The organism is Bradyrhizobium tropiciagri, from assembly GCF_018130545.1.
GTDB classification, from domain to species: Bacteria; Pseudomonadota; Alphaproteobacteria; order Rhizobiales; family Xanthobacteraceae; genus Bradyrhizobium; species Bradyrhizobium tropiciagri_A.
The window spans coordinates 109977-133422 of sequence record NZ_JAFCKF010000013.1 but is presented as its reverse complement, the minus strand read 5'-3'; the positions used below and the strand labels follow the sequence as shown (position 1 = coordinate 133422).

At 57.3% G+C, this 23446-nt stretch carries 10 protein-coding genes; 1 reads left to right on the top strand and 9 read right to left on the bottom strand.

Annotation, left to right across the window (positions count from 1 at the left end; all coding sequences use genetic code 11):
• From JQ616_RS37635 to JQ616_RS37615, 5 genes are all read right to left on the bottom strand, one after another.
• Nucleotides 1–10865 (bottom strand): hypothetical protein (locus JQ616_RS37635; protein WP_212023231.1); only part of this gene is annotated, 10865 nt, incomplete at its 3' end.
• A 47-nt stretch (nt 10866–10912) separates the two neighbouring features.
• On the bottom strand, nt 10913–11887 hold the full coding sequence (locus JQ616_RS37630) for a formylglycine-generating enzyme family protein (protein ID WP_249137829.1): 975 nt from the start codon (nt 11885–11887) through the stop codon (nt 10913–10915).
• Nucleotides 11888–12027: 140 nt separating this feature from the next.
• On the bottom strand, nt 12028–13701 hold the full coding sequence (locus JQ616_RS37625) for a PQQ-binding-like beta-propeller repeat protein (RefSeq protein ID WP_212023230.1): 1674 nt from the start codon (nt 13699–13701) through the stop codon (nt 12028–12030).
• A gap of 19 nt (nt 13702–13720) precedes the next feature.
• Nucleotides 13721–15172, bottom strand: a complete 1452-nt coding sequence (locus JQ616_RS37620; RefSeq protein WP_212023229.1) for an HlyD family type I secretion periplasmic adaptor subunit — start codon at nt 15170–15172, stop codon at nt 13721–13723.
• The gene (locus JQ616_RS37615; protein ID WP_349630103.1) at nt 15159–17303 is read right to left on the bottom strand and encodes a type I secretion system permease/ATPase; all 2145 of its coding nucleotides are present in this window, start codon (nt 17301–17303) and stop codon (nt 15159–15161) included. The genes JQ616_RS37620 and JQ616_RS37615 overlap by 14 nt, the downstream gene beginning before the upstream one ends.
• Nucleotides 17304–17569: 266 nt before the next feature.
• Between JQ616_RS37615 and JQ616_RS37610 the strand changes: the two genes are divergently transcribed.
• The gene (locus tag JQ616_RS37610) at nt 17570–17782 is read left to right on the top strand and encodes a hypothetical protein (protein ID WP_212023228.1); all 213 of its coding nucleotides are present in this window, start codon (nt 17570–17572) and stop codon (nt 17780–17782) included.
• Between the two features lie 47 nt (nt 17783–17829).
• On the opposite strand, the gene JQ616_RS37605 is transcribed toward JQ616_RS37610, so the two are convergent.
• From JQ616_RS37605 to JQ616_RS37590, 4 genes are read right to left on the bottom strand one after another with little or no spacing between them, the layout of a single operon-like run.
• Nucleotides 17830–19215: an MBOAT family O-acyltransferase gene (locus tag JQ616_RS37605; RefSeq protein WP_212023227.1), complete on the bottom strand. Its 1386-nt coding sequence runs from the start codon at nt 19213–19215 to the stop codon at nt 17830–17832.
• 6 nt (nt 19216–19221) lie between these two features.
• Complete coding sequence (locus tag JQ616_RS37600) at nt 19222–20310, bottom strand: hypothetical protein (RefSeq protein WP_212023226.1); 1089 nt, start codon at nt 20308–20310, stop codon at nt 19222–19224.
• Nucleotides 20311–20326: 16 nt separating this feature from the next.
• Complete coding sequence (locus JQ616_RS37595; RefSeq protein WP_249137828.1) at nt 20327–21223, bottom strand: class I SAM-dependent methyltransferase; 897 nt, start codon at nt 21221–21223, stop codon at nt 20327–20329.
• Entirely contained in the window at nt 21207–23201 is a 1995-nt protein-coding gene (locus JQ616_RS37590; protein ID WP_212023224.1) for a hypothetical protein, read from the bottom strand. The genes JQ616_RS37595 and JQ616_RS37590 overlap by 17 nt, the downstream gene beginning before the upstream one ends.
• Nucleotides 23202–23446: the final 245 nt, after the last annotated feature.

The window sequence follows — 23446 nt, the reverse complement described above, 5'->3', positions numbered from 1 at the left end:
CTGCCGTTGTTGCCGGTGATGTCGTTGACCGTATACGTCGCGCGAACTCCGTTGACGAATGTCTCCGACCAGGTGTCGCCCACGAGTAGGCTGGCACTCCCGCTGTCGAACGTGCCAAGCTCCGAGAGGGGCGTCCCAGCGCTGTTGAGATACTCCGTGTACGAGCTCCCGGCTGCTCTGTTGATGTCATTGAATGACATGGACAGGTACCCGCCGCTTGCATTGTAAATATACGTGACGGTGTCTCCATTATCGACACCGCTGATGTATTGCTCAGCCTCCCAGTCAGCGACCGATCCATTGTAATAGACGATATACTGGAGATTACCGGAGGTGATCCAACCGCTGTTCGATGTCGGGGCGACTTCGGTGCCGGAGTTCAGCAGGCTCGGCGAACTCGACCCGTCATAGACGTATTCCCCCATGTAACCGCTGCGCATCGTCAGCGATTCTCCGCGCAGGCCACCGTTGCTGTCGAAGAACTCCGTCTCGGTCGAATAGGTGTAGTGCGCGGCCGTGTCGTTCAACACGAAGCTGGCTATGGCGCCAGTTGGGCCAAACGTCTCAGAGAATGTATCGCCAACATTGGCGCCACTTGTGTAGGTGCCGCTCTCGGTCGCCACAACTCCGTGATTGAAAGTCTCGGTGTAAGAGTAAGAGTTGTTACCGGTCAGGTCGTTGAGAGTGTAGGACGCCACGGTGCCGTCGGCATTGAAGAGCTTCAGCCAGGTGTCGCCGACATTCGTGCCGCTTGTGAGCGTACCGGTCTGCGCCGTCAACGTCGCACCGGTGTCCGAGACCGTGATGTTGAAGGCCGGATTGCTGATCTTGCTCAATGTCATCAGGTCATTGGCAAGTTGCGCCGACGTCAACGTCAGTGCCGGCGTCCCGGCATCCGTCAGCGTGATCGAACCGAGATGCGCGCTCGCATTCAATGCCGCAATATTGGCCGACACGTTCGCCGCCGTGTCGGAGACCGCGGTGGTGTAGCTTGCATTGGTGATCTTGCCAGTGTCTGCCACCAATTGCGCGGCCGTCAGCACCAGCACCGGTGCTCCCGCATCCGTCATCGTGATTGACGACAGATGACCCGTTGCGTTCAACGCCGTAAGGTTGGTCGCGATGTTGGCTGCCGTGTCGACAACGGCAATGTTATAGGCCGCATTGATCTGTGCCAGTGCAGCCGCGTTGCCGAGAGCCTGCGACGCACTGAGCTTCGCCGTGTACGACGCCACGGACCCGTTGGTATTGTAAGTGAGAGTGTAGGTGTCACCAGCCAGCACCCCGCTGTCATAGACCCCGCTCTGCGAGAGCAGCACGCCGGAACTGCTGTACGAGTTGGTGTAGGAACTGCCGTTGTTGCCGGTGATGTCGTTGACCGTATACGTCGCGCGAACTCCGTTGACGAATGTCTCCGACCAGGTGTCGCCCACGAGTAGGCTGGCACTCCCGCTGTCGAACGTGCCAAGCTCCGAGAGGGGCGTCCCAGCGCTGTTGAGATACTCCGTGTACGAGCTCCCGGCTGCTCTGTTGATGTCATTGAATGACATGGACAGGTACCCGCCGCTTGCATTGTAAATATACGTGACGGTGTCTCCATTATCGACACCGCTGATGTATTGCTCAGCCTCCCAGTCAGCGACCGATCCATTGTAATAGACGATATACTGGAGATTACCGGAGGTGATCCAACCGCTGTTCGATGTCGGGGCGACTTCGGTGCCGGAGTTCAGCAGGCTCGGCGAACTCGACCCGTCATAGACGTATTCCCCCATGTAACCGCTGCGCATCGTCAGCGATTCTCCGCGCAGGCCACCGTTGCTGTCGAAGAACTCCGTCTCGGTCGAATAGGTGTAGTGCGCGGCCGTGTCGTTCAACACGAAGCTGGCTATGGCGCCAGTTGGGTCAAACGTCTCAGAGAATGTATCGCCAACATTGGCGCCACTTGTGTAGGTGCCGCTCTCGGTCGCCACAACTCCGTGATTGAAAGTCTCGGTGTAAGAGTAAGAGTTGTTACCGGTCAGGTCGTTGAGAGTGTAGGACGCCACGGTGCCGTCGGCATTGAAGAGCTTCAGCCAGGTGTCGCCGACATTCGTGCCGCTTGTGAGCGTACCGGTCTGCGCCGTCAACGTCGCACCGGTGTCCGAGACCGTGATGTTGAAGGCCGGATTGCTGATCTTGCTCAATGTCATCAGGTCATTGGCAAGTTGCGCCGACGTCAACGTCAGTGCCGGCGTCCCGGCATCCGTCAGCGTGATCGAACCGAGATGCGCGCTCGCATTCAATGCCGCAATATTGGCCGACACGTTCGCCGCCGTGTCGGAGACCGCGGTGGTGTAGCTTGCATTGGTGATCTTGCCAGTGTCTGCCACCAATTGCGCGGCCGTCAGCACCAGCACCGGTGCTCCCGCATCCGTCATCGTGATTGACGACAGATGACCCGTTGCGTTCAACGCCGTAAGGTTGGTCGCGATGTTGGCTGCCGTGTCGACAACGGCAATGTTATAGGCCGCATTGATCTGTGCCAGTGCAGCCGCGTTGCCGAGAGCCTGCGACGCACTGAGCTTCGCCGTGTACGACGCCACGGACCCGTTGGTATTGTAGGTGAGAGTGTAGGTGTCACCAGCCAGCACCCCGCTGTCATAGACCCCGCTCTGCGAGAGCAGCACGCCGGAACTGCTGTACGAGTTGGTGTAGGAACTGCCGTTGTTGCCGGTGATGTCGTTCAGCGTGATCGTCGCGTAAGTCCCGTTGGCGTTGTAGATCTCGCCAAATGTATCGCCGGCCAGTTTACCGCTGCCGCTGTCGTAGGTTCCGAAGATCGAGACCAGCGCGCCCGAGTTGCTAAAGTACTCGGTGTAGGAATCTCCGGCCGCTGCAGCCTTGTCGTTGAAGTCCTCAGATACAAGTCCACCGCTCGAGTTGAAGGTCTCAACCTCGGTATCACCCGCCTCGCTCCCGCTAGTGATGTCGACGACTTCGGAGTTCGTCAACGACCCATTATAATAGACGATGTACTGCTCGCCCGAGGCACTGATCCATCCGCCGTTCGATGTCGGATTGGCCAGCCGGGTGCCGGAGTTGAGCTGATTCCCCGAGCCATCATACACGTAGATACTGACGTCTCCAGTGTCCTGCACCACCGTCGTGGCGCGGGCATGACCGTTCTGATCGAAGCTCGAACTACTGCTGCTCCACGAGAAGTGGTTGCTGGTATCGTCCACCACCGAGCTGGCAACCGTCCCCGTTGGCCCATACGTGTCCAGGAACGTATCGCCGGCATAGCTGCCGCTGGTGTAGGTGCCGCCCTCCGTCGCCAGGACTCCATGGTTAAAGAGCTCGGTGTAAGAATACGACTGCGCGCCGGTCAGATCGTTGACTGTGTAGGACGCCTCGGTGCCATCAGCATTGGAGATCTTCAGCCAGGTGTCGCCCGCATTCGCTCCGCCCCCGATCATACCCGCCTGCGCGGTGAACGCCGCACCTGTGTCCGAGACCGTGATGTTGAAGGCTGGATTTGTGATCTTACTCAATGTGCCGAGGTCGCCGGCCAGCTGCCCCGCGGTCAGCGTCAGCGTCGGTGTCCCACTATCCGTCAGCGTGATCGAGCCAAGATATGGGTTCGCGCTCAGTGATGCTATGTTGGCAGACACGTTAGCCGCCGTGTCGGAAATCCTTGCCAAGAAGGAAATCGCAAGCGTCGCGGACGTTGATGCAGTCGAGCCGCCGATCTCTGTCGCGATCGATGTCACGGTCAGATTCACCAGACCGCTCAAGCTGCCAGGCGGCGCAATCAGCACAAGGTGCGCCAACTGAAGGGGCGTCAGTGTCCAGCTGCCGTCGGAATTCTGCGTCCCCGCCGACAACAATGCCGCCGAGGGCAAGCCGGCGATCTTGACCGAAAGACTCTCCCGATTATCTGTGACCGGGACCGACGTCGCGATCGAAAGACGGATAGCTGCCCCGGCATATCCCGATGCGCTCTGAACGCTTAGCGTGGGGCTCAAGGCTGCCGCGGAACTTGTGTTCGCGGCAGCGTCCGTCTTGCCAATCAAGTCGGCGAGTTCCGAGCCATCTGATGGCAACGGCACGTTCGTCGGGAGGTTTTCCCAGTTCGATGCCCAACTTATAATTCCACGCTGATAATCAAACAGCGACCCCAAGTTCTGAGGGATATCAATGCTACCGGTTATAGCACCGCTCGCCGCTGTGATTACTGCCGCACCACCGCCGGATTCAGAGATATAGTATGTCCTAGCGTTGCCATACCCTGGCTGCTCTGGAGTAATCAAGGTACCGTCGGGCGTAATCGTGCTGGAGAAGGTGAAGCTATCAGTAAGTATCGTTCCGGAAAAACTTCCCGGAACAGGATCAGACTGTGTGAAATTGTTGTGCCATGATTTGAGCTCAAACTGAGTTGGCGCGTCCCCTGTCGCCCAGACAGGTCCGCTTGGCTCGCTGAAAAATACTCCATCGTCGTAGTCGCCGTATTGATCCGTCAGACTACCTTGCGCATTGTAGTAGTCAGACACTTCTGACCAATCCGCGCTACCTGTTGGATCGTAGAAGTTTCGAATATAGGAGCCGTCATCATTTAGGACATATGCCGACACAAGCTGTCCGGCGGCGTTGAAATCCTCTGATTCCATCGACCATGTCTGTGTGCCCGCGACATCGTAAACTGTCAGCCAAGACTGCCCGCTTTGATAGGTGCCTTGCTGTTGCAGCAAGCTGCCGCTGCTATTGTAGGTATCCGACAAGAACGACCAGCTTTGAGACTTGTCGAGGTCCTGCATCGAGACAATTGACGTTCCGTCTTGATAGTTGATCTTGTCGGAAACCTTGTCCTGCCCATCAGCGCTGGTCTCCGTCACCGTCTTTGACGCTGCCGTGTTGGCTGCGCTGTAGTCGATCACCGTAGCCAGTGTGCTCCCGTCGATCCGGGTAACGTCCGTCTCCACGCTGCTGAACCAACCGGCATTCGTACTGTCAGTCTGGATGGTCGTGGCGAGGCCATCGGCGCTCACGGTCGTAACGCTGCGATCCTTCACCGAACCGTCGGTGTTGAAGTCCTGCGTAGTCGCAACCTGGCTTCCGTCGATGTTGGTCTGAGTTACGGCCTTCTTGTCGTAAACGCCGGTGGGGCCATTGGAATCGGTAAGGACCGTCTCCGTCTTTCCGTCGGCGCTAACCGTGGTAATCGACTCCAGCGTCACGGTGCCGCTTGCATTGAAATCCTTCGTGACTGTTGTCGTACTCTCGTCCAGCTGGATATTGGTCGTTTCGACGACATCGTAGTAGCCGCTGCCCGTGGTGTCCTGATCGAGCGTCTTCGTCAGACCGTCCGCGCTTGTCGTCATGACGCTCTTTTGGTGAAGCGTCCCGTCGCTGTTGGTATCAGTAATGGTTTCAGTACGGCTTCCGTCGAGGTCGACGACCGTGACGTCTGTCCGCGTTCGGTCGACGGTTTGACCGCCGCTATAGCTCCATCGTGTCGCCACCGACCGACCGTCGGCGCTTGTCGTCACCACAGATCGATCGTCGATGGCTCCAGCCGCGCTGTAATCCGTGATCGTCTCAACCGAACTTCCATCGATCGCGGTAACGATCGTCTCGGTCTGATCAACGGTCGCGTCTCCGTTCGCATCGCGGGTGATCGTGACGGTGCGTCCGTCGGCGCTGGTTTTCGTTACCTCCTGATCAAGCACGGCGCCGTTGCCGTCGAAATCGGTCCTCATCTCGGTCCGGCTGCCATCCTGGTCCGCACTGTCAACAATGGACGTCGTCTGGTCGAAGGTGCCGTTGCCGGTCGTGTCCTTCTTGATGAGCAGCGACAACCCATCCGCGCTGACCGTCGACACAGTCTGCGACAATAGCGAGCTGCCATTGTACGCCGAGACGGTCTCGGTGCGGCTCCCGTCTGCATTTAGCGTTGTGACGTCGCTCGCAGTCTGATGAACGCCGGCGCTATTGGTCCACTGGTTGCTCGCCTGCAGGCCATTGGCACTGGTCGTTTGGACAAACTGCGACAATACCGCTCCACCTGAGCCGGAATACGTGACCGTCTCCGTGACACTGCCATCCTGATTGATCACCGAGATGTCGGAGCGGCTCTCGGCGAAGCTGCCGGCACCACCGAGATCGTACTGCGTCGTTTTGCGCAAGCCGTTTTCACTGGTCGTCGTCACCGCCTGATCGGTTACATTGCCGGACGCATTGTAGTCCGTTACCGTTTCGGTACGACTTCCGTCTGCGTTGACCGAGGTAAAGTCCGTTCGGGTCTCATCAAACGTACCATCGCCATTGACGTCGCGCTGTGTAGTAATGGACAGGCCGTTCGCACTCGTCGTCGTGAGTGCGCGATCTTTCAGCGATCCGCCGGAATTCGCATCTGAAACCGTCGTGATGACATTGTTGCCGACGACCTGCGTTTCCTTCGTGCTCACAATTCCGTCGAGTATCTGCTGCTCGACTACGGTGTTCCGATCGGCACTCGTCGTCGTCACCAACTGCTCGTTGATCGTCCCGGTATACGTTACGGTCTCGACCCGACTACCATCCGAGCCAATCGCAACAACGTCCGTTTCGACCAGATCAAACGATCCGTCGCCGGAATTGTCCCACTTAATTGTCTTGGACAACCCGTTCGCGCTCGTGATGATGACCGTCCGATCGGTCGCGGAGCTCCCCGAGTTCAGATCCGTGATTGTTTCGGTGGTTGTCCCATCTGTTCCGATTGTGGTGATATCGGTTCGGGTCTGATCAAAACTGCCGCTCCCGGTGGTGTCTCTTTGGGTCGTAACGGAAAGCCCGTTCGCGCTCGTGGTCTTGACCACCTCATCTCGGAGCGATCCGTCCGCATTATAGTCCTGGACGGATTCGATCCGACTTCCGTTGGCGGCAACAGTCACAGTCTCGGCCTCAAGCTTGACGCTATAAGGTCCGGAGTACACGGTACGCGAGACGCTCTGCCCACTCGCGCTTGACGTCGTGACCGATTCACCGATCAGGACGCCACTTCCGCCATAGGCGGCTACTGTTTCGGTCTTGCTGCCGTTCGAATTGAGAACCGTACTGTCCGACGTCGTTTTGTCGAACGTAGAGCCGCCTGTCGAATTCAACTGCGTAACAACAGAGAGACCATCAGCACCGGTGGTCTTGACGGTCTTATCGAGCAGTGTGCCGCCGGCACTGAAGTCCGAGATCGTCTCGGTGCGACTCCCATCCGAGTTTATCACGACGTTGTCGGTGGTCACCCGGTCGAAAGTCCCGTCGGTCCGTCCCGTCGCATTCTCTTCCGTTTTAACGGAAAGCCCGTTTGCGCTGGTTGTCGTTCTGACGATGTCCCTCACGGCACCACTTGCCGCGACATCCGTTACGGTCTCGGTCTTGCTGCCATCCGCATTGACTACCGTGACATCCGTCCGGGTGTTGTCGAATGTACCGCTGCCAGTACTGTCACGCTGAGTTGTGACCGAAAGGCCATCGGCGCTTGTCGTCGCGACAGTCTCATTCACCAGCGAGCCGCTGGCGCTATAGTTGGAAACACTGCTTACCGTTGTGCCGTTGCTGGCCGTTAACGTCGTCCGCGCTTGTTCGATGTGCCCATCGCCATTTGCGTCGATCTGCGTGGTAACGCTGAGTCGGTTCGCGCTGGTCGTGGTCGTGACCTGGTCTAGCAGCGTGTTGTCGACGCTTCGATCCGAGATCGTTTCGGTCCGGCTCCCATCGGAATTGATCGTGGTTACATCAGTCCGTGTGTCGTCGAACGTAGAGCCGCCCGTCGAGTTGATTCTCGTGACAACCGTCAACCCGCCTGCGCTCGTTGTCGTGACGGTCCGTTGTTCCAGAGTGCCGTTGGCACTGGTGTAACTGACCGTCTCGGTCGAACTGCCATCGGAGTTGATCGACGTCACATCCGTCTTTGTCTGATCGAAAGTGGCTCCGCCTGTCCGGTTATACTGGGTCGTGATTGAGGACCCGCTCGCATTTGAGGTCGTAACCGTTTGATTTCTAAGTGTCCCATCCGCATTATAGTTCGAGACGGTATCGACGATCGCGTTGCTGCTATCGCGCGTGACGGACTCGATGTGATCAACGACGTCATCGCCGTTCGTATCCGCACTTACCGTGCGTGAAACGCCGTCAGCTCCTATCGTGGTGACCGACTTGTCCCTAAGACTGCCATCACCGTTGCGATCGATGACGGTCTCGACCCGGCTACCGTCCGAGTTCTGCACAGTATCGTCCGATGTCGTGAGATCAATCTGACCGTTACCGTCCAGGTCGTACTGAACGGTTTTTGACAGTCCATCAGCGCTGAGCGTCGTGACGACCTCTTCGCGGAGGGTATTGTTACCGTTCCGCTCCGTTTGGTCCGTAACGGAGCTTCCGTCGGCATTGACGGCAATCGCCAGCACCTCTGTCAGATCGATCGTTTGGTTGCCGGCCGAGTCGTATTCGGTTGTCTTGGTTAGGCCATCCGCACTCGTCGTCGTGATAACCTGACGTTCCAGAGAATTGTTCTGGCTGAGATTCGAGACAGTCTCCGTGCGGCTGCCGTCCGCGTTCACTGTCGTCGTATCGGTCACGGTCTGATCGACGACACCATCACCCGACAAATCGGTCTGCGTCGACTTCGACAAGCCGTCTGCGCTCTGTGTAACGACAGTGCGGTCCCTGGCCGTGCCGTCGGCGTTAAGGTCGGAGATCGTGATCGTCGAACTGCCGTCAGCGCTTGTGAGATGAGTCTCGGTCTGATCGATCTGTCCGCTTCCTGTCAGGTCTCGATCGATTGTAACGGTCTTCCCGTCAGCACTGGTCGTCGTGATGCTCCCGTTGAGCAGGGTACCTGCAGCATCACGGGTCGAGATGGTGGCGGTCCGACTACCATCTGAATTGTTGGTCGTGACGTCCGTTTGCGACCGATCAAAGAGCCCACTTCCGCTATCGTCAAACTGCAGGGTTACGCTCAAGCCATCGGCCGAGGTGGTGCTGACAGTCTCGTTTGCAAGACTGCCGTCTGGATTAAACGCCTTCACATCGATCGACGTCGAGCCGTCCGAATTGACCGTCGTTGACGTTTGCGTCAGATAGCCGTTCGCATCGTAGGCAAGCGAAACATCCGCGGCGGTGCCGGTTGAGCCGTCGGACTTGGTATATGTGGTCGTCCCGAGTATCTCCGAACCGTCGGACAGGACATTCGAATTGTTGTTGGTCGCGAGATCAATAGAGGTTATGCCGAGCTGGCTCAAACTCTCGAATTGGGTCGTGCCATCCGGGTTGGTGACGAGAACCCCGAACTTGCTCCAGTCGGCGTCGCCCGCATCAAGCTTACCGTCACGGTTGGTATCGAAGATGTCCTCGAGCGCCTGCATATCGGACTTGGCGGTCGGGTCCCATTTCGTGAACTCGAAATCGAGGGGGTTGTTGATGTCGCCTTGACCAGAGAGGTCGAGGACCAAGGTCCCATTGCCCAAGCCAGCCCATGCGGTGCGGCTTTGATATCCATCACCGGTGAGATCGAAGTAGTGATCAGACGAGCCGAGCGGCGTGATATTGATCCCTTTTCCAGTGAGGTCCAAGATGACGGGCGCGACGTCGACGTTTCCATCGCCGGGGCTTCCGTCTCCGGGATCTCCGTCGCCGGCACCGCCGTCACCAAGACTTCCATCACCAACCCATCCGTCACCGCCACCGACGCCCCCATCTCCATCACCACCAACTACGCCTCCATCGCCGCCTGCCAAAACGATGTTTCCGCCAGAGGCGTCTGTCCCATCAGGAGTTTGCCATCCGGAGGTGTTCGTTACCAATTGCCCACTTGGATCTACAAAAGAGACAGCTCCGCCGTCGTCTTTCTGGATCGAAGACGTGTTGTTGAAGGTGCCCGTGGGGTCATTTCCGTATAGGTATGGAATCGTCTGGGTTGCACCTTCAGGAAATTCATCGGGCGCATTTCGTTCATCGATAGGTTGCATCCCTGTTAATTGACCATTCATGTACTGCTGAGCCGTAGCCCAAGTGCCACCGAGATCGTTGGTCGCACCTCCGCCGATTTCCGAGCCAGGCGAAACTCCGGCCATGCCCGGGTCGCCCTGACCAGGAAACGATTCGCCAGGGCTCGAGAGAGGGGATTGATTACCTACCCCGGAAGGCGAGGTGTCGGAGCCAACTTGCGGGTTATCCACACTGGGAGAAGCGCTGGATCCTGAGCCGTAACCCGAAGACGTCGAATTCAGGCCTGACAACCCGCCAGCCGACACCGGCGTCGCCGTAGGAGGATTGGTTTGAATGGGAGACCAGCGAAAACTTTGGGGTTCGACAAATCCACCATCCAGTAGAAACTGGTCCATCAATCCGCGGTAGGTGTCTTTATTCAACTGCTGCCAACCCGGCTGCATCTGCTGGAAACGTTCGTAAAGCGCCCCTCCCACTATGAGCGCTCCCGTTACGAACAAACCAGCTGTCGTCAGCCGCGCTGATGCCTCCGCGGCCGCTTCACCAGCAATAAGGCCAAGCATACCCGCCACGGTCTGCGCAGCACCAATCACATCATGCGCGATGTCTCCAGCAGAGTGGATCCTTGATGGAATATCATCGTTTTCAACCGCTTTCTCGTAGTCGTTGAGGTGTTGCTGATAGGTCTTGAGATTCCCTTCGAAATTGAGAACATTCGATAGAGTGGCCGTCGCCGGATTATCCTTCACCATTGGCAAAATGGTAGCGCCTAGCTGAACTATGCTATTGTCTAAGGTCGCCAACTTGTCAGGATCGCCAGGGCTCGCCTGATAATCTTGTTGGGCTTGATAAAAGTTTACAATCGCGTCACTGAGGCTTTCGGTGTTTTCTTTAACTGACGCCATGATCCCCTCGCTTTGATCTTCTATTTTGCCTGATGCACTTGGCTACTTCACCGAAGGGCCTTCGCCACACGAAATCCGATGTAATTGGTTCGATCACCCAACATCTCCCGAGCACGTAGCGCGGATCGAAGAAGCGCGGACATCGTATTCCAATTGCCTCCTCTCATTACACGCGCCTCGCACTTCCCAGTTACCCACGCCTTCTGATCTTGTGGAGCGCCTACGTACGTCTCGTTCCAGCAGTCTTCGGTCCACTCCCAAGCGCTACCCAACATATCCGATAGACCAAACGGATTCGCTCTAAAGCTACCTACGGGGGCTGGCTGTTGTTTATCGAACGCACTACCGCATCCGGCGCAGTCAGCGTTACCGGCGCCGATTGCGTCCCCCCACCATCGCGCTGTCTGTGTTCCTGCCCGCGCCGCATATTCCCATTCGGCCTCGCTCGGCAGACGATAGGGACCATCACCGTCAGCCGACGTGGACTCAGACACCTTCCTGTTCAGCCAGGAAACATAGGCTTTGGCGTCGTGCCAATTCACGCACACGACCGGATCACGATCGGCTTGCTCAAATCCCGCATTCTGCCATCCAGCTTCAGGGAGCAATGGATAGGAGAAACTTCGGTAAATGATACAGCCGCCCCCGGTCGAATATCCCGTATCCCGCACGAACGCCGCAAACTGGCCTCTCGTCACTGGATACTTGCCCATTGCGAATGGCGTGCTGATGTTGACTGGGTGCTGAGGATGTTCATAGGCCAATATCTTCTGTGCGTATTTGCGTTCTTCGCTCGATCCGAAGGCCTCGATATCGCGCGCAGTGTCCGCGTCAGATGACCCCATAAGGAAGGTCCCAGCCGAAATCTCCACCATCTCGGGGCAATCGGCGCAGTCCCGAAAGGTATCGCCGGGCTGCAACTTGCGGTCTTCAGAATAGGCGGTGACGACGAAGAACAGCCCTACCAGCTGAGCGATGCCCATGAGCGATACTCGAACACGACGCTTACGCGCGTTCGTCATGTTAGTTCCCTTTGTCACTCTCAAGACGTTCGCCCCCTTCGAGGATGCAACATCCGAGATACGGTTCTGAACTGGCCATTGCTTCCTTGTGCCTACCCGGCTCGACCCGTATTTTCCGCTTGTACATACCAACCATCAATTCAGTGACGTTCGAACGCGTATAAGTGATTCATCGACGTTGACACGAAGATGCGACTTCCATCCGGCGTTGCTGCGACAGCATTCGTAACCGCATCCTCAAGCTGCAACCGTCCCTTGATCTGAAGTGTGCCAGAATTGACTTCTACAACCAGTCCGCCACTTGTTCCGACAACGATATTTCCATCTATGAACCGTGGCGAGGAATAGGCGCGCGCTCCCAACGGGATCTTCCTCGTCAAAGCCATCGCGCTGAGGTCGATTACGTAGAGATTGCGGTCCCCAGACCCGCAGAATAGTCTATCGCCCACGAACAGAGGCGTTGTGTAGCAAATCTCGCCGGTTTCCCACTCACCGAGCTTTCCCCCAGTCGCCGCATCCAACACGTAGATCGACTTGTCGAACGAGGCGAATGCAACAAGTCCGCGTTGCTCACAAATAGCAGGAGCGTACTTTACAGACCGCCTTGTCTTGAACGTCCAGGCAGCCTTACCAGTCTTAGCGTCGAGGCCTGCCATCACGTGATCTGCGGTCCCCCAGATGACGAGATCCCCAGCATGCCAATAGGCGGCTGATCCGTGCTGAAGCTTACGAACAGGATGCTCCCAGACTTTATGTCCCGTCGTCATATCGAGAGCAGCGATACCGCCCTGGGCCCAGGGCCGCTGATACTCAATCCCGATATAGACAAGCTCATGTCGCGCCACGACGACAGGCGATGATCCGATCCAATCACCATGGGCCCGCGCCCAGACGACGCTACCACTGGCCGCTTCAAGGCAATACATGACCCCATTATAGGCCCCGAAGAAAATGTACCCGTCGTGGTAGGCTGGTGACGACCAAATCCCTTTTCCTTCAGGAGCGCCGGTGACGCAATATTCCCAGACAATTCGACCGGTTCCGGCGTCAAACGCCTGCATCTTGCCCGCATCGCAGCCCCGATAGAGCATTGATCCAACCAGGAGCGGCGCAGACTTCGGAACGACATGAAGCGGAGAGCCTCCAGGAACGGCAACGTTCCACAATCGGCGATACGACTGCGGAAGAGGCTTCGGATTGGTCTTGAGCGCCAACCCAAATTCCTGAAGCTTGAACAGAGTGGTGACTTCAATGTTTTCTTGCTGCCGCCAACGGAGGCCGCGGCTCGACTCATAGTCGATGACAGCGAAGAGACCGTGGACCGCCCGTCCGTCCGCGGCAATGACGGATCGAGCCTTCTCGGCACTGCTTGCAGAATTGATGATGTCGTCGATCAGAACGATCGGAGCATCGTTTAGCTTGCCTTCAATAATTTTACCGAGCCCGGTCGACTTCCGTTCCTTGCGGATAATGAAGCCGTTGATGTCTCGATGCTCTTCGGGGGCTCGCAACAGTATCGCCGTGAGCAGGGGGATGGCTGCGGATTCGATCCCGCCGATCTGGAAACGGCCTCGCCTCCGATGAAGAAGCCAAAACTCGTCGGCCATCGCAGCAAGCATCTTCGGATCCATGAAGATCGCGCGAAGATCGATGAGCCAGTCCAACACCTGGCCGTTCGCAGAGATCGCTTTGGCATCACCGCGATGAATGCTGTTCTGAGCGATTTGATCCCGGATATGGCGGCGTCTCAGATTAGACTCCGAGGCGTCCGGATCGCCGGAACGCTCGTCACCGCCTCTTTGTTTGAATCCCACGGCCCCCAATGCCCGCCCCTTATCGCTCTCTTAGGCTTTCATGCTTGTAACGCAGCAACGGCGACAGGAGATACTCAATCACCCGGCGCGATCCTGTCTTGATCTCGACCGTCACGGCCATGCCGGGTGACAGCTCCACCATACGGCCGTCGACATCCAATTGAGTTTGGTCCAGCCCGATGGTTGCCGCGTAGACAAACTCCTGGCCTTGCGGCTCGCTACTATCCGTAAGTGCGGTCTGCGGTCTCGTGGGATTGGATTTGTCCTGCGGCTTGTCTCTGACGATGGCATCGTGAGAGACGGCAAGAACCTTCCCGTGAAGCAGCCCATATCTGGTGAAATTGAATGTATCGACCTTGATCTCGGCTTCCTGTCCGGGACTGACGAATCCAATGTCGCGATTGGGGACCATCGCCTCCACTTCAATATGGCTATCCTCAGGTACGATCATCATCACTTGCTGCGCGGGCGTTACCACCCCGCCGACGGAATGTACCGCGAGCTGTTGAACGGTTCCATCGACCGGCGCTCGTAGCAATTGCTGCTCGAGCTTCTGATCACCCTTGACGGTGTCCTCCTTGAGGCCAGCAACCTTTTGCTCGGCATCCGCAAGGTCGCTGAGGACTTTGTTCGCATATTCTGACTTGGCCTGCTCGCGCTGACGCTGAAGCGCCCTGCGGGCAGAAACACTCTCTGCGGCCTTTCGCTGCTGCACCAAGAGCTCATTCTTCTGATCCGCCAGGCGGATTTGCGCATCGAGATGAGCAATCTTGTTGCCAAACTCGATTGCCATGGCATTGCGCCGAACATCGGCCTCTTCCACGATAAACGGCAACGAGGCCTCGAGCTTGGCAATCGTCGCCGCGATCTCTTCTGCCTCGGCTGTCTTTTGTGCGATCTGTTCATCCAGCGCCGCCACCTTGTTTGCCTGAGCGGCGGCCTGTTCAATCATCGCAGCGCGAGCCCTGGCAACTTGGGGCGCCGGCGCCTCCGCCGGGGCCGAAAAGTGCTCATCCGGATCCGAGCTCGTCTCGAATACCGCGCGCAGTGCGCTCAACCGCGCCACATCTAGCTGGGCAACGAGGAGATCGTGAGCGACATGATTTCGTTCAGCGGCAGCGATTGTCTGATCGAGCCGCATAACAATCTGCCCTGCGGTCACATGATCGCCGTCTCTCACCAGAATCTGGGTGACGATCCCGGTCTCAAGCGGCTGGACCGTCTTCGTGCGCCCCGTTGGTACAACCTTTCCAGATGCAGCGGCGACAATGTCGACGTGGCCGACCATCGACCAGACTAGCGCGACCAGGATGAGAAGAATGATTGTACCTGCAATCGCACGGCTGGCCGGCGACGCTGGAGTGTCCACAATCTCGAGTGCCGCAGGAAGAAATTCAAGCTGAGTTTGCCGAGAATGTTGCGCCAACCACGGCAACCGGACGACATTGTCTCGCAGTTCAGACGACTTCATGTATACCCGCCTGCATGCGATGCAAATCTGCGTATCGTCCGCGTCTGCGGATCAAGTCATCATGGCTGCCATCCTCGACGATGCGACCGCGCTCGATGGTGATAATGCGGTCCGCATGACGGACCGCCGACAACCTGTGAGCGATCACCAGCACAGTTCGCCCCTTGCAAATGCGGCGCATGTTCTGCTGGATAATGCGTTCGCTCTCGTAGTCCAGGGCGCTGGTGGCTTCATCAAAGATGAGGATGCGAGGATCCATCACAAGGGCCCTCGCGATGGCTACACGCTGACGTTGCCCTCCCGAGAGGCTTGCACCCCGCTCTCCGACAACGGTGTCATAGCCTTGGGGGAGGCTTAGAATGAAATCATGCGCGCCGGCGAGCTCCGCAGCCGCCATGACGCGCTCCATTGGCATCCCGGGGTCGGCAAGCGCAATGTTGTCGCGGATCGATCGATTGAAGAGCACGTTCTCCTGCAGTACCGAGCCGACCTGCCGTCGAAGCCATGCGACGTCGGCGACCGCAAGATCGATGCCGTCAACTAGCACGCGACCGCGCTCGGGCACATAGAGCCGCTGGACAAGCTTGGTCAGGGTCGACTTGCCCGAACCAGACGAGCCGACGATGCCAACGACCTGTCCAGCCGGCACCTCGATGCTGACATCCTGCAGAATCTCCGGCCCATCCGGTCGGTATCGAAAGCTGACATGCTCGATGGTTATCTCGCCACGTATCGGCGGCAGAGCGGCTCGTGCCGGGCTGTACGCAGGTTCGGGAGCCGTATTGAGAATGTCGCCCAGACGGGCGATCGAGATCCTGGTCTGGTGAAAATCCTGCCAAAGTTGCGCGAGACGCAGGACCGGTTGCGCTACCCTGCCTGCCAGCATGTTGAAGGCGATCAATTCGCCGACGGTCAATTCACCGTTGATGACGAGATGTGCTCCAAAATACAGAGTTAGCGCTGTGACCAGCTTGCTGACGAGTTGGACACCCTGCCCGGCCCAGTTTCCCAGTGAGAGCACTCGAAAGCTCGACTGGACATATCCCGCAAGCTGCTCTTCCCAACGCCGCTGCATCTGCGGTTCAACCGCCATAGCCTTCAGTGTCTGCATACCGCTGACAGATTCGACCAAAAACGCCTGGTTTTCCGCGCCGCGATTGAACTTCTCTTCAAGCTGGCGACGGAAAAGGGGCGTCACGCTGGCGGATAACGCGATATAGAAGGGGAACGAGCCGACCACGATCCAGCTGAGAGCCGGCGAGTAATAGAACATCACAGCGATGAAGACGAAGGTGAAGAACAAGTCGACGACGAGCGTCAGGGCCGAGCTTGTTAGGAAATTCCGAATGTTCTCAAGTTCGCGAACTCGCGCTACCGAATCGCCTGTCCTTCGCGTCTCGAAGTATCCAATCGGCAACGCAGAAAGATGCCGGAACAGGCGCGCGCCGAGCTCTACATCGATGCGATTTGTCGTATGTGCAAAGACGTATGTCCGAAGTGCCCCGAGGACGACTTCGAAGATCGACACCGTCACCAACCCGACGAAGAGGACATCGAGGGTGCTGAACCCACGATGGACCAATACTTTGTCGGTGACCACTTGAAAGAAGAGCGGTGTAGCGAGCGCGAGAAGTTGAAGAAAGAATGACGCAACAAGGACTTCCGTCAGCATTCGGCGATACTTTTGCATCGCCTGAAGAAACCAGCTGACATCGAAGCGTCTGGCCAGATCGCCAAGCGACGCGCGGCGGGTCATCAGCAGAACACGCCCAGTCCACTCGGCACTAAACTGCTCTTGCGTGACCGTTCGCGGTCGCCCCACAGCAGGCGAATGGATCAGAATATCCTGTTCGGATATCCTGCCCACGATAACGAAGTTGTCATTGTGGCATTCGGCGATGACGGGAAGCTGAGTCTTCAGCAAATACGGCAAATCCGCGGAGACCGCTCGGGCTTTCAGCTTCAGCTGCTTGGCGCAGCGAAGCATTTCCGGGATCTTGATGCGAGCGCCACCAAACTGATGCTCAATTTGTCCCGCATCCACGGCAACCCCGTGAAATCGCAGCAACAAAGCAAGTGATTGTAGCCCGGTATCGACTTCGCTCTGCACTTCCAACTCGACTTCGCGCACTGACTTCCGCTGCGACAAAATTACACATTGCGCAAGCTAGACCACAACTCAAGCGCGAATAGCAAGCGGTCACTGAACTTTGAAATAAATAGAAACAACTATGTAGTTACCCATCCAATCTTAGATAGAATTGACTATATGATTGCAACCGATTCCAGACATGCACCTCCGTTATGCCTTCATCTTCCTGGCGCACTCGAACGGCTCAGCAAAGAGCGTTCGCTCGCGCGATCAGCGAGGTCTCCGGTTTTTGGGGAGCGCCTGCCATGATGCACGTTCGCATCACACAGATCGATGGCACCCTTCCCAACCCGGCGTTGGTGCGGCTGGCCGCCCATCACCGCGCCCGCGGCGATGAGATCCGCTTCACCAGGCGCGTGTGCCGGGAGCTCTTCGAGCCGGACTACGGCGCGGTCTACGGCAGCGCGATCTTGGCTACGTCATGCCGCGAACGCATCGGGTCGCGACTTCCGGTCTAGCCCAAGGATAGACATGGTCGGCGCTTATCGCGCATGTCGCGGAAAAGTCAAAACTGGAAATAGATGAATTTCGTCTCGACGTGCTGTGCAACCAGAAGAGTATACCCACAAAGTCCAGCATAGAGCATAGCTCGAGCCCATGGGTTCCAGCTTAAAACAAAGAAATTACCGCCACGCAATTGCGCGTACTCCATCGCGGCAATGCCTACGGTGGCGCTGGTCAGAGTCACCGCAAGATCAGAATGTGCCGGCAACCACTGCATATTCGAAAGAGTCGACAGCATGGCGTACCCTTGCTGCAGGGAGCCGATGCGAAATAGAAACCAGCCGATGAAGACGACGAGCATCGTGACGAGCCAGCCCATTACCTTTCCGATAAACCTAGCAGGCGGCTGAGATCCCATAATATGATTCAAGGCCAATGCGAAGCCGTGCAAACCTCCCCACAGCACGAACGTCCAGCTCGCGCCGTGCCAAAGACCCCCGAGTAGCATAGTCACCATCAAATTGCGTATGGTGGCCGTTTGGGAGCCTCTGCTCCCCCCGAGCGGAATGTAAAGGTAGTCACGCAGCCATCGGCTCAGCGATATGTGCCAGCGGCGCCAGAACTCGACGATGGAGGTGGACCAGTATGGTAAGTTGAAGTTCCAGATTAAATCGATGCCAAACAGAAGGGCGACGCCTTTGGCGATGAGGCTGTAGCCGAGAAAATCGCCGTAGATCTGGAGCCCGAATGCGTAGGTACCGAGGAGCGTCCACCACCCCGACGGCTGGTTGGCTGAAAAGGCCAATTCGACGTGGGGCGCCAACACGTCCGCAATTCCGATCTTCATGAAATATCCGAGGACCATCAGCCATACAGCTCTGTCCACCATCTCTTGATCGACAGGACTCGGCTTCCTGATCTGCGGCAACAGGTGTGCGGCCCGCTCAATCGGGCCGGCCACTAGCTGTGGAAAAAATATTTTGAACGTGGTGAAAACAACGAGATCGCTCTCGGCTCGGATGTCCTTCCGATAGACATCCACCATATATGCGATAGCCTGGAAGGTGTAGAACGAGATTCCGATGGGCAGGATGATTTTGAGCGTCGGCAGCGAAACCGACACGCCGGCCGCGCGAAGCATTGCTGCCAAACTGTCTATAAAAAAATTCGCGTACTTGAAGTAGGCGAGAATTCCCAGCAGCGCGATGACTGCAGCAGCAAGGATTGACCCGCGCCACCGTGAACGTTCGATCCCAATCGCTGCCGCGTAGGCGATACTGATTGAGAGTAGGAGCCAGCTGGTAAAACGCCAGTCCCACCATGCGTAAAAGGTAACGCTGGCGATCAGTAGCACCCAATTCTGCAGTCGGGGCCATCTTGCACAGGCGTGAAACGAGATCAAAGTAATCGGCAAGAAGGCAAAGAACGCCGCTTGGACAAACGACATGATCAGCTATTCCGAAGTGGAAAGCAGAGAGGTCAGCGGCGCGACCAACTGGTCGGTATAAAGCTGACGACCATACCGATTCAGGTGCGTCACTGAAGCAAAATAGGTCGAAGGGAGAGTGTCCGGAACGGATGCAAGGGCGTCCGGCGGACCTTCGAGGATCCTTTTTATGCGTGAGCGGGCAGCGGCGGCACGGGTCTCGATCACGTCGTCGGTGCAATTGCTTGGGCGAGCCGTGAGAAGAAAATGAACGTGGGTGCCTAGCGCGTCTACGGTCTTACGAAACTCCTGTAGCGCGTCAAAGTAGCGGGTATTTGGCCAGTCTTGGTGAAACCGATCGCAATACGCTTGCGATCTGCCTTGCTCAGGACCCGAGCTGTGAGAAAGGAACTGATCGATCGTAGAGTATTCCAGTGCCGACGGCTCGATCATTGTGCCAGACGCTCGCACGTCAGCGCGCATGCGCTCCACGCTTCCGTAATAAAGCCCGAAGCGGCCTTGCATTGGAAAGCGGACAAGCGGCCACAAAAAGGTACGTTCGGCGAAGTGCAATCCAGTGGCGATGTATTCTCGCCAGCCGCTTCCTTCTTTGGGTCCTCCCGAGCGGACAAATTCGACCCAATAATCCCAAGAGGGGTCTCGGATTAGGGAATCGGGATGCATGGCAAGTAAGAGTTCTTTATATCGGCTTCCTGACTCGGCGAAGCTCCGCAACAGTAGCGCATAGCCTGCCGGACCGAGGTAGCCAATGGAACACAGCGAGGCGACACTCTTTCCAAGCCGCTCACGCAACCGTTTCACGTCGATGCCCATCAAACAGGAACTGTCGCCGACCAAAAGGAGATCAACTGATCCGATCGATCGAGCGCGCTGCATCTGCTCGAATACTGCGATGCTCGACGTGTCATTGAGCTGCAGGCGTTTGCGGCTTACATCCTGCGAGACGGCAGCTAGCAGCATCGCAGCGCCCAACAGCAGTACGAGCACAAGCAGGCCGCGCCACGTCGTCCGAATAAGCGCGAGTGCGAGATTTGGCACTTCTGAAAACACGAGCTGGGGCACTACCTTCATGTATTTTGAACTCGCAAACAGCATGAGGCTCCGAACACGGCTATTCAGGCTTGCGGCCAATCACCGTCCAAGAGTAACCGTGCCGGTGGTGGAGACGCACATCGACGAATCCGACGCTGCGCACCAAGGTCTCAATCTCCTCTCGGTCGTAATATTTAGCCCACTGCGGATTGATCTGATCGAGGATCACCAACCGACGAACCGGCGGGTCGAAGCGGAGATAAACCTCTTGCATATAGCGCCGCAAAGGTAGGAACGGGATGAGCGCCGTGAGCCGACCGTAAGCAACTGTAACCGGATAGATTATGGCCGCGATCGCTTCATTGATGAGAACGGGCAGCCGACGCGTGATCATTCGAACGGGAAGGAAAATCGACCGATAGAGCTGGCTGCCCTCATGGCCGTAGACCCAGATGAGCAGCGTGCCGTCAGGCTTCAATCCCCGGAACGCCGCCTCGAGCACGGGCTTCGGATCCGGGATGTGATGAATCACTCCGATCGAGACGACGACGCCGTAGTCCTTGGGCGGTAGCTCGTCGCCGCGCAAGTTGAGGCATGTCACCCTGTCGGAAACGTCGGCAGTGTTGAGTACCAGCACATCATAGGCCCGACTTGGCTCAATGGCCGTAACGTGCTCCGCACCGGCGTCGATGAGCATGCGAACAATACGGCCCGTACCCGACCCGATGTCGGCGCAACGCTGGTGCTGGAAGTCGGTGCGGGAGAGAAATGGCGCCACGATGTCCTCGAACTGCTCGAGGCTTGCATAGCGGCCTGTGTTCTTCTGGTGGCGCGTCCACTGGTCGCCGAAATCAGAGATCGTCTTGTCCCGTTCGAGCGCGAGGTGATCGTGGATCCCAGGTTGGCTGACCGAGGCAGGAATCCCATGGGGGCTTGAATTTGAGCAAGAGCCGCCAATTTCACGCTGTTTCGACAAGATCATGCCCTCGTTGAGAAAGAACTTTGAGCCAGCTCCAGATGCGCGAGATCAGTGCAAAGCCAGTCAGCGTGATGAATGCCGCGATCACAAACTCGCCTGTTGACGTGTAGCGAGTAAGGGCTACCTGGAACAAGGAATTCACCGCGAAATAGGGGACGACGAAACCTGCGACGACGACCGGCGCTGCAATATCTCCGGGGATGAGGGGCAGGATGAACATGCCGAGAGCTGCAATCGTTGCGAGAAGTCCGATCAGCATTGCCGTCGTAGTCCCGAGCCTGGCTGCGAGGCTCGCTTGCAGATCACTGAAGATGAGTGAGTGTGCGCCGACAGCGACGGCGGACTCTTTGAGTGCAGCAATCCGAGCCGACGATGCCTGCCATGCTTGCGGTACCGACCACTTCTCCATGTTTTGCTGGCTCTCAGCCGCAACCTGGCGCTGCAATGCGGCCATCTCGTTGTATTTGGTCGGAATCAAAGCGTACGACCATAGTCCATAGTAGTGAGCACCGACATGGGCGATATAACGTCCCGGAAAGCGCAGCACGGCCTCTTCTGCCAAAGACATCAAGATTCCATTTCTCTCGTTGCTGCAAGAGACTTGGGTGAGAAGCGTGTTATATTCCGAGACTGTTGAGGGGTGAGAAAATCCGGGCGTGCTCGACCGAGCGTCCTTCAATTGATATTTGCTGACGATCGGCAGAATATGTCGGTAAAGCATCTCATTGTAGTCGTTCTGCGACGCGCGGACATAGTCATCGAGCTGGTTGATGGCGGGCCATTTCTCATAATAGCGGCGTATTTCCGAATCGATCAGCGCCGACATCTCGGGATTCGAGGCCCGTTCGTCGCCCCGAATGCCGTAGGCCACATGTCCGACGAGTGCTATTCCCATGAAATTGGTGGGACTCCAGCTGCCATGGGTTATTCGCCCGGCCGTCATCAAAGCTAACAGGCAAAGCACCGGAATTCCGGCCAACGCAGCGGCTTGCAGTAATCGATGTGTCGCCGGCAAGAGCAGCAGCAGCGCAGCGGAAATGAGAAATACAGGCGCCGATGCCTTGATCGCCGTCGCAATGGCGATCGCGACGCCGACCACGATGGCCGACCACAACCGGCGCGACCGAAGATAAACCAGCGCGGCGGCGACTGCGATACCAAGTGCGGCCGTGAACGTGGCCTCGGTGAGAACTTGAAAAGCGGCCCCAAATTGCTCGCCAAAAGCGAGTCCAAGGAAGAGTGTAGCGATTCCCACCAAGCTCGACGTGGTGACATAGGAGCAAGCGGCGGATATGGCGATCAGAGTCGCGATAAGGAGATTGAGCTGGACTGCTACGAGCCAACGGGGGTCGATGCTCGTGAAAGCTTGCAGGAAAATGTAATAGCCCGGCGTGCGGCAAGCATTGATTCCCAAATATGAGGTGCTGTCAGGAACCAGAACGTTCCAAAACGGCCCTGATGCCAGAAGAACCGCATTGATCACGACTAAAACTGCCGCTGCTGACCCCACGAAGGTGCCCAGGCGAGCGCCACTCCGGCCGCTACGCAACCAACCAAGGCAGGCACCAAGAACGAGCAATCCGCCGAAAACCATCAGATCGGGCTGACCGAAGCGGAGAAGCGGAGACGACAGGAATTGCGCGTTAGTCGGGCTCGGATCACCGCCGGCCAGACCTAAAAGAATTGCCGTACCGAGCAGTCCTGAGGCGCCACAGAGTACACCAAGCGCGATGACGCTACGCCGCCGCTCGGTGTCGGCTCTATCACTCCGGCGTGCGAGAAGCGGCCAGACCAAGGCTGCCAAGCCGAGCCCGCCCGCGAACCATCCGACCCACTCGACAAATCTATTCGGTGCAATGACACGGTAGGTTCGTGCATTCGTGCGCGGATCGGAATTATCAGAAGCGGAAAAATAGAGCGTATTCGCCCAGTGAGAGAGTCGACCACTTCCCTTTTCCATGATCTCGGCATGCAACGAATGCACAGGCCCGAGCGGGTGCCCATTTTCGAGAAGAACGAGTCTCGATTGTTGCGGCTGGGAGGGAGAGTCACCCCAGGCGTCGACGCCCGACATATCCAAAGAGTAAGCATAGTCCTTGACGGGCGATATGCTGTTCGGACTAACGTCGTAAATTCTAGGCGGCGCAAGAATTATTATCAGTAGACCGAGAGGGAGGAGTAGTTGACCATAACGCCATGTCCCCGGCCACAACCAGAAAT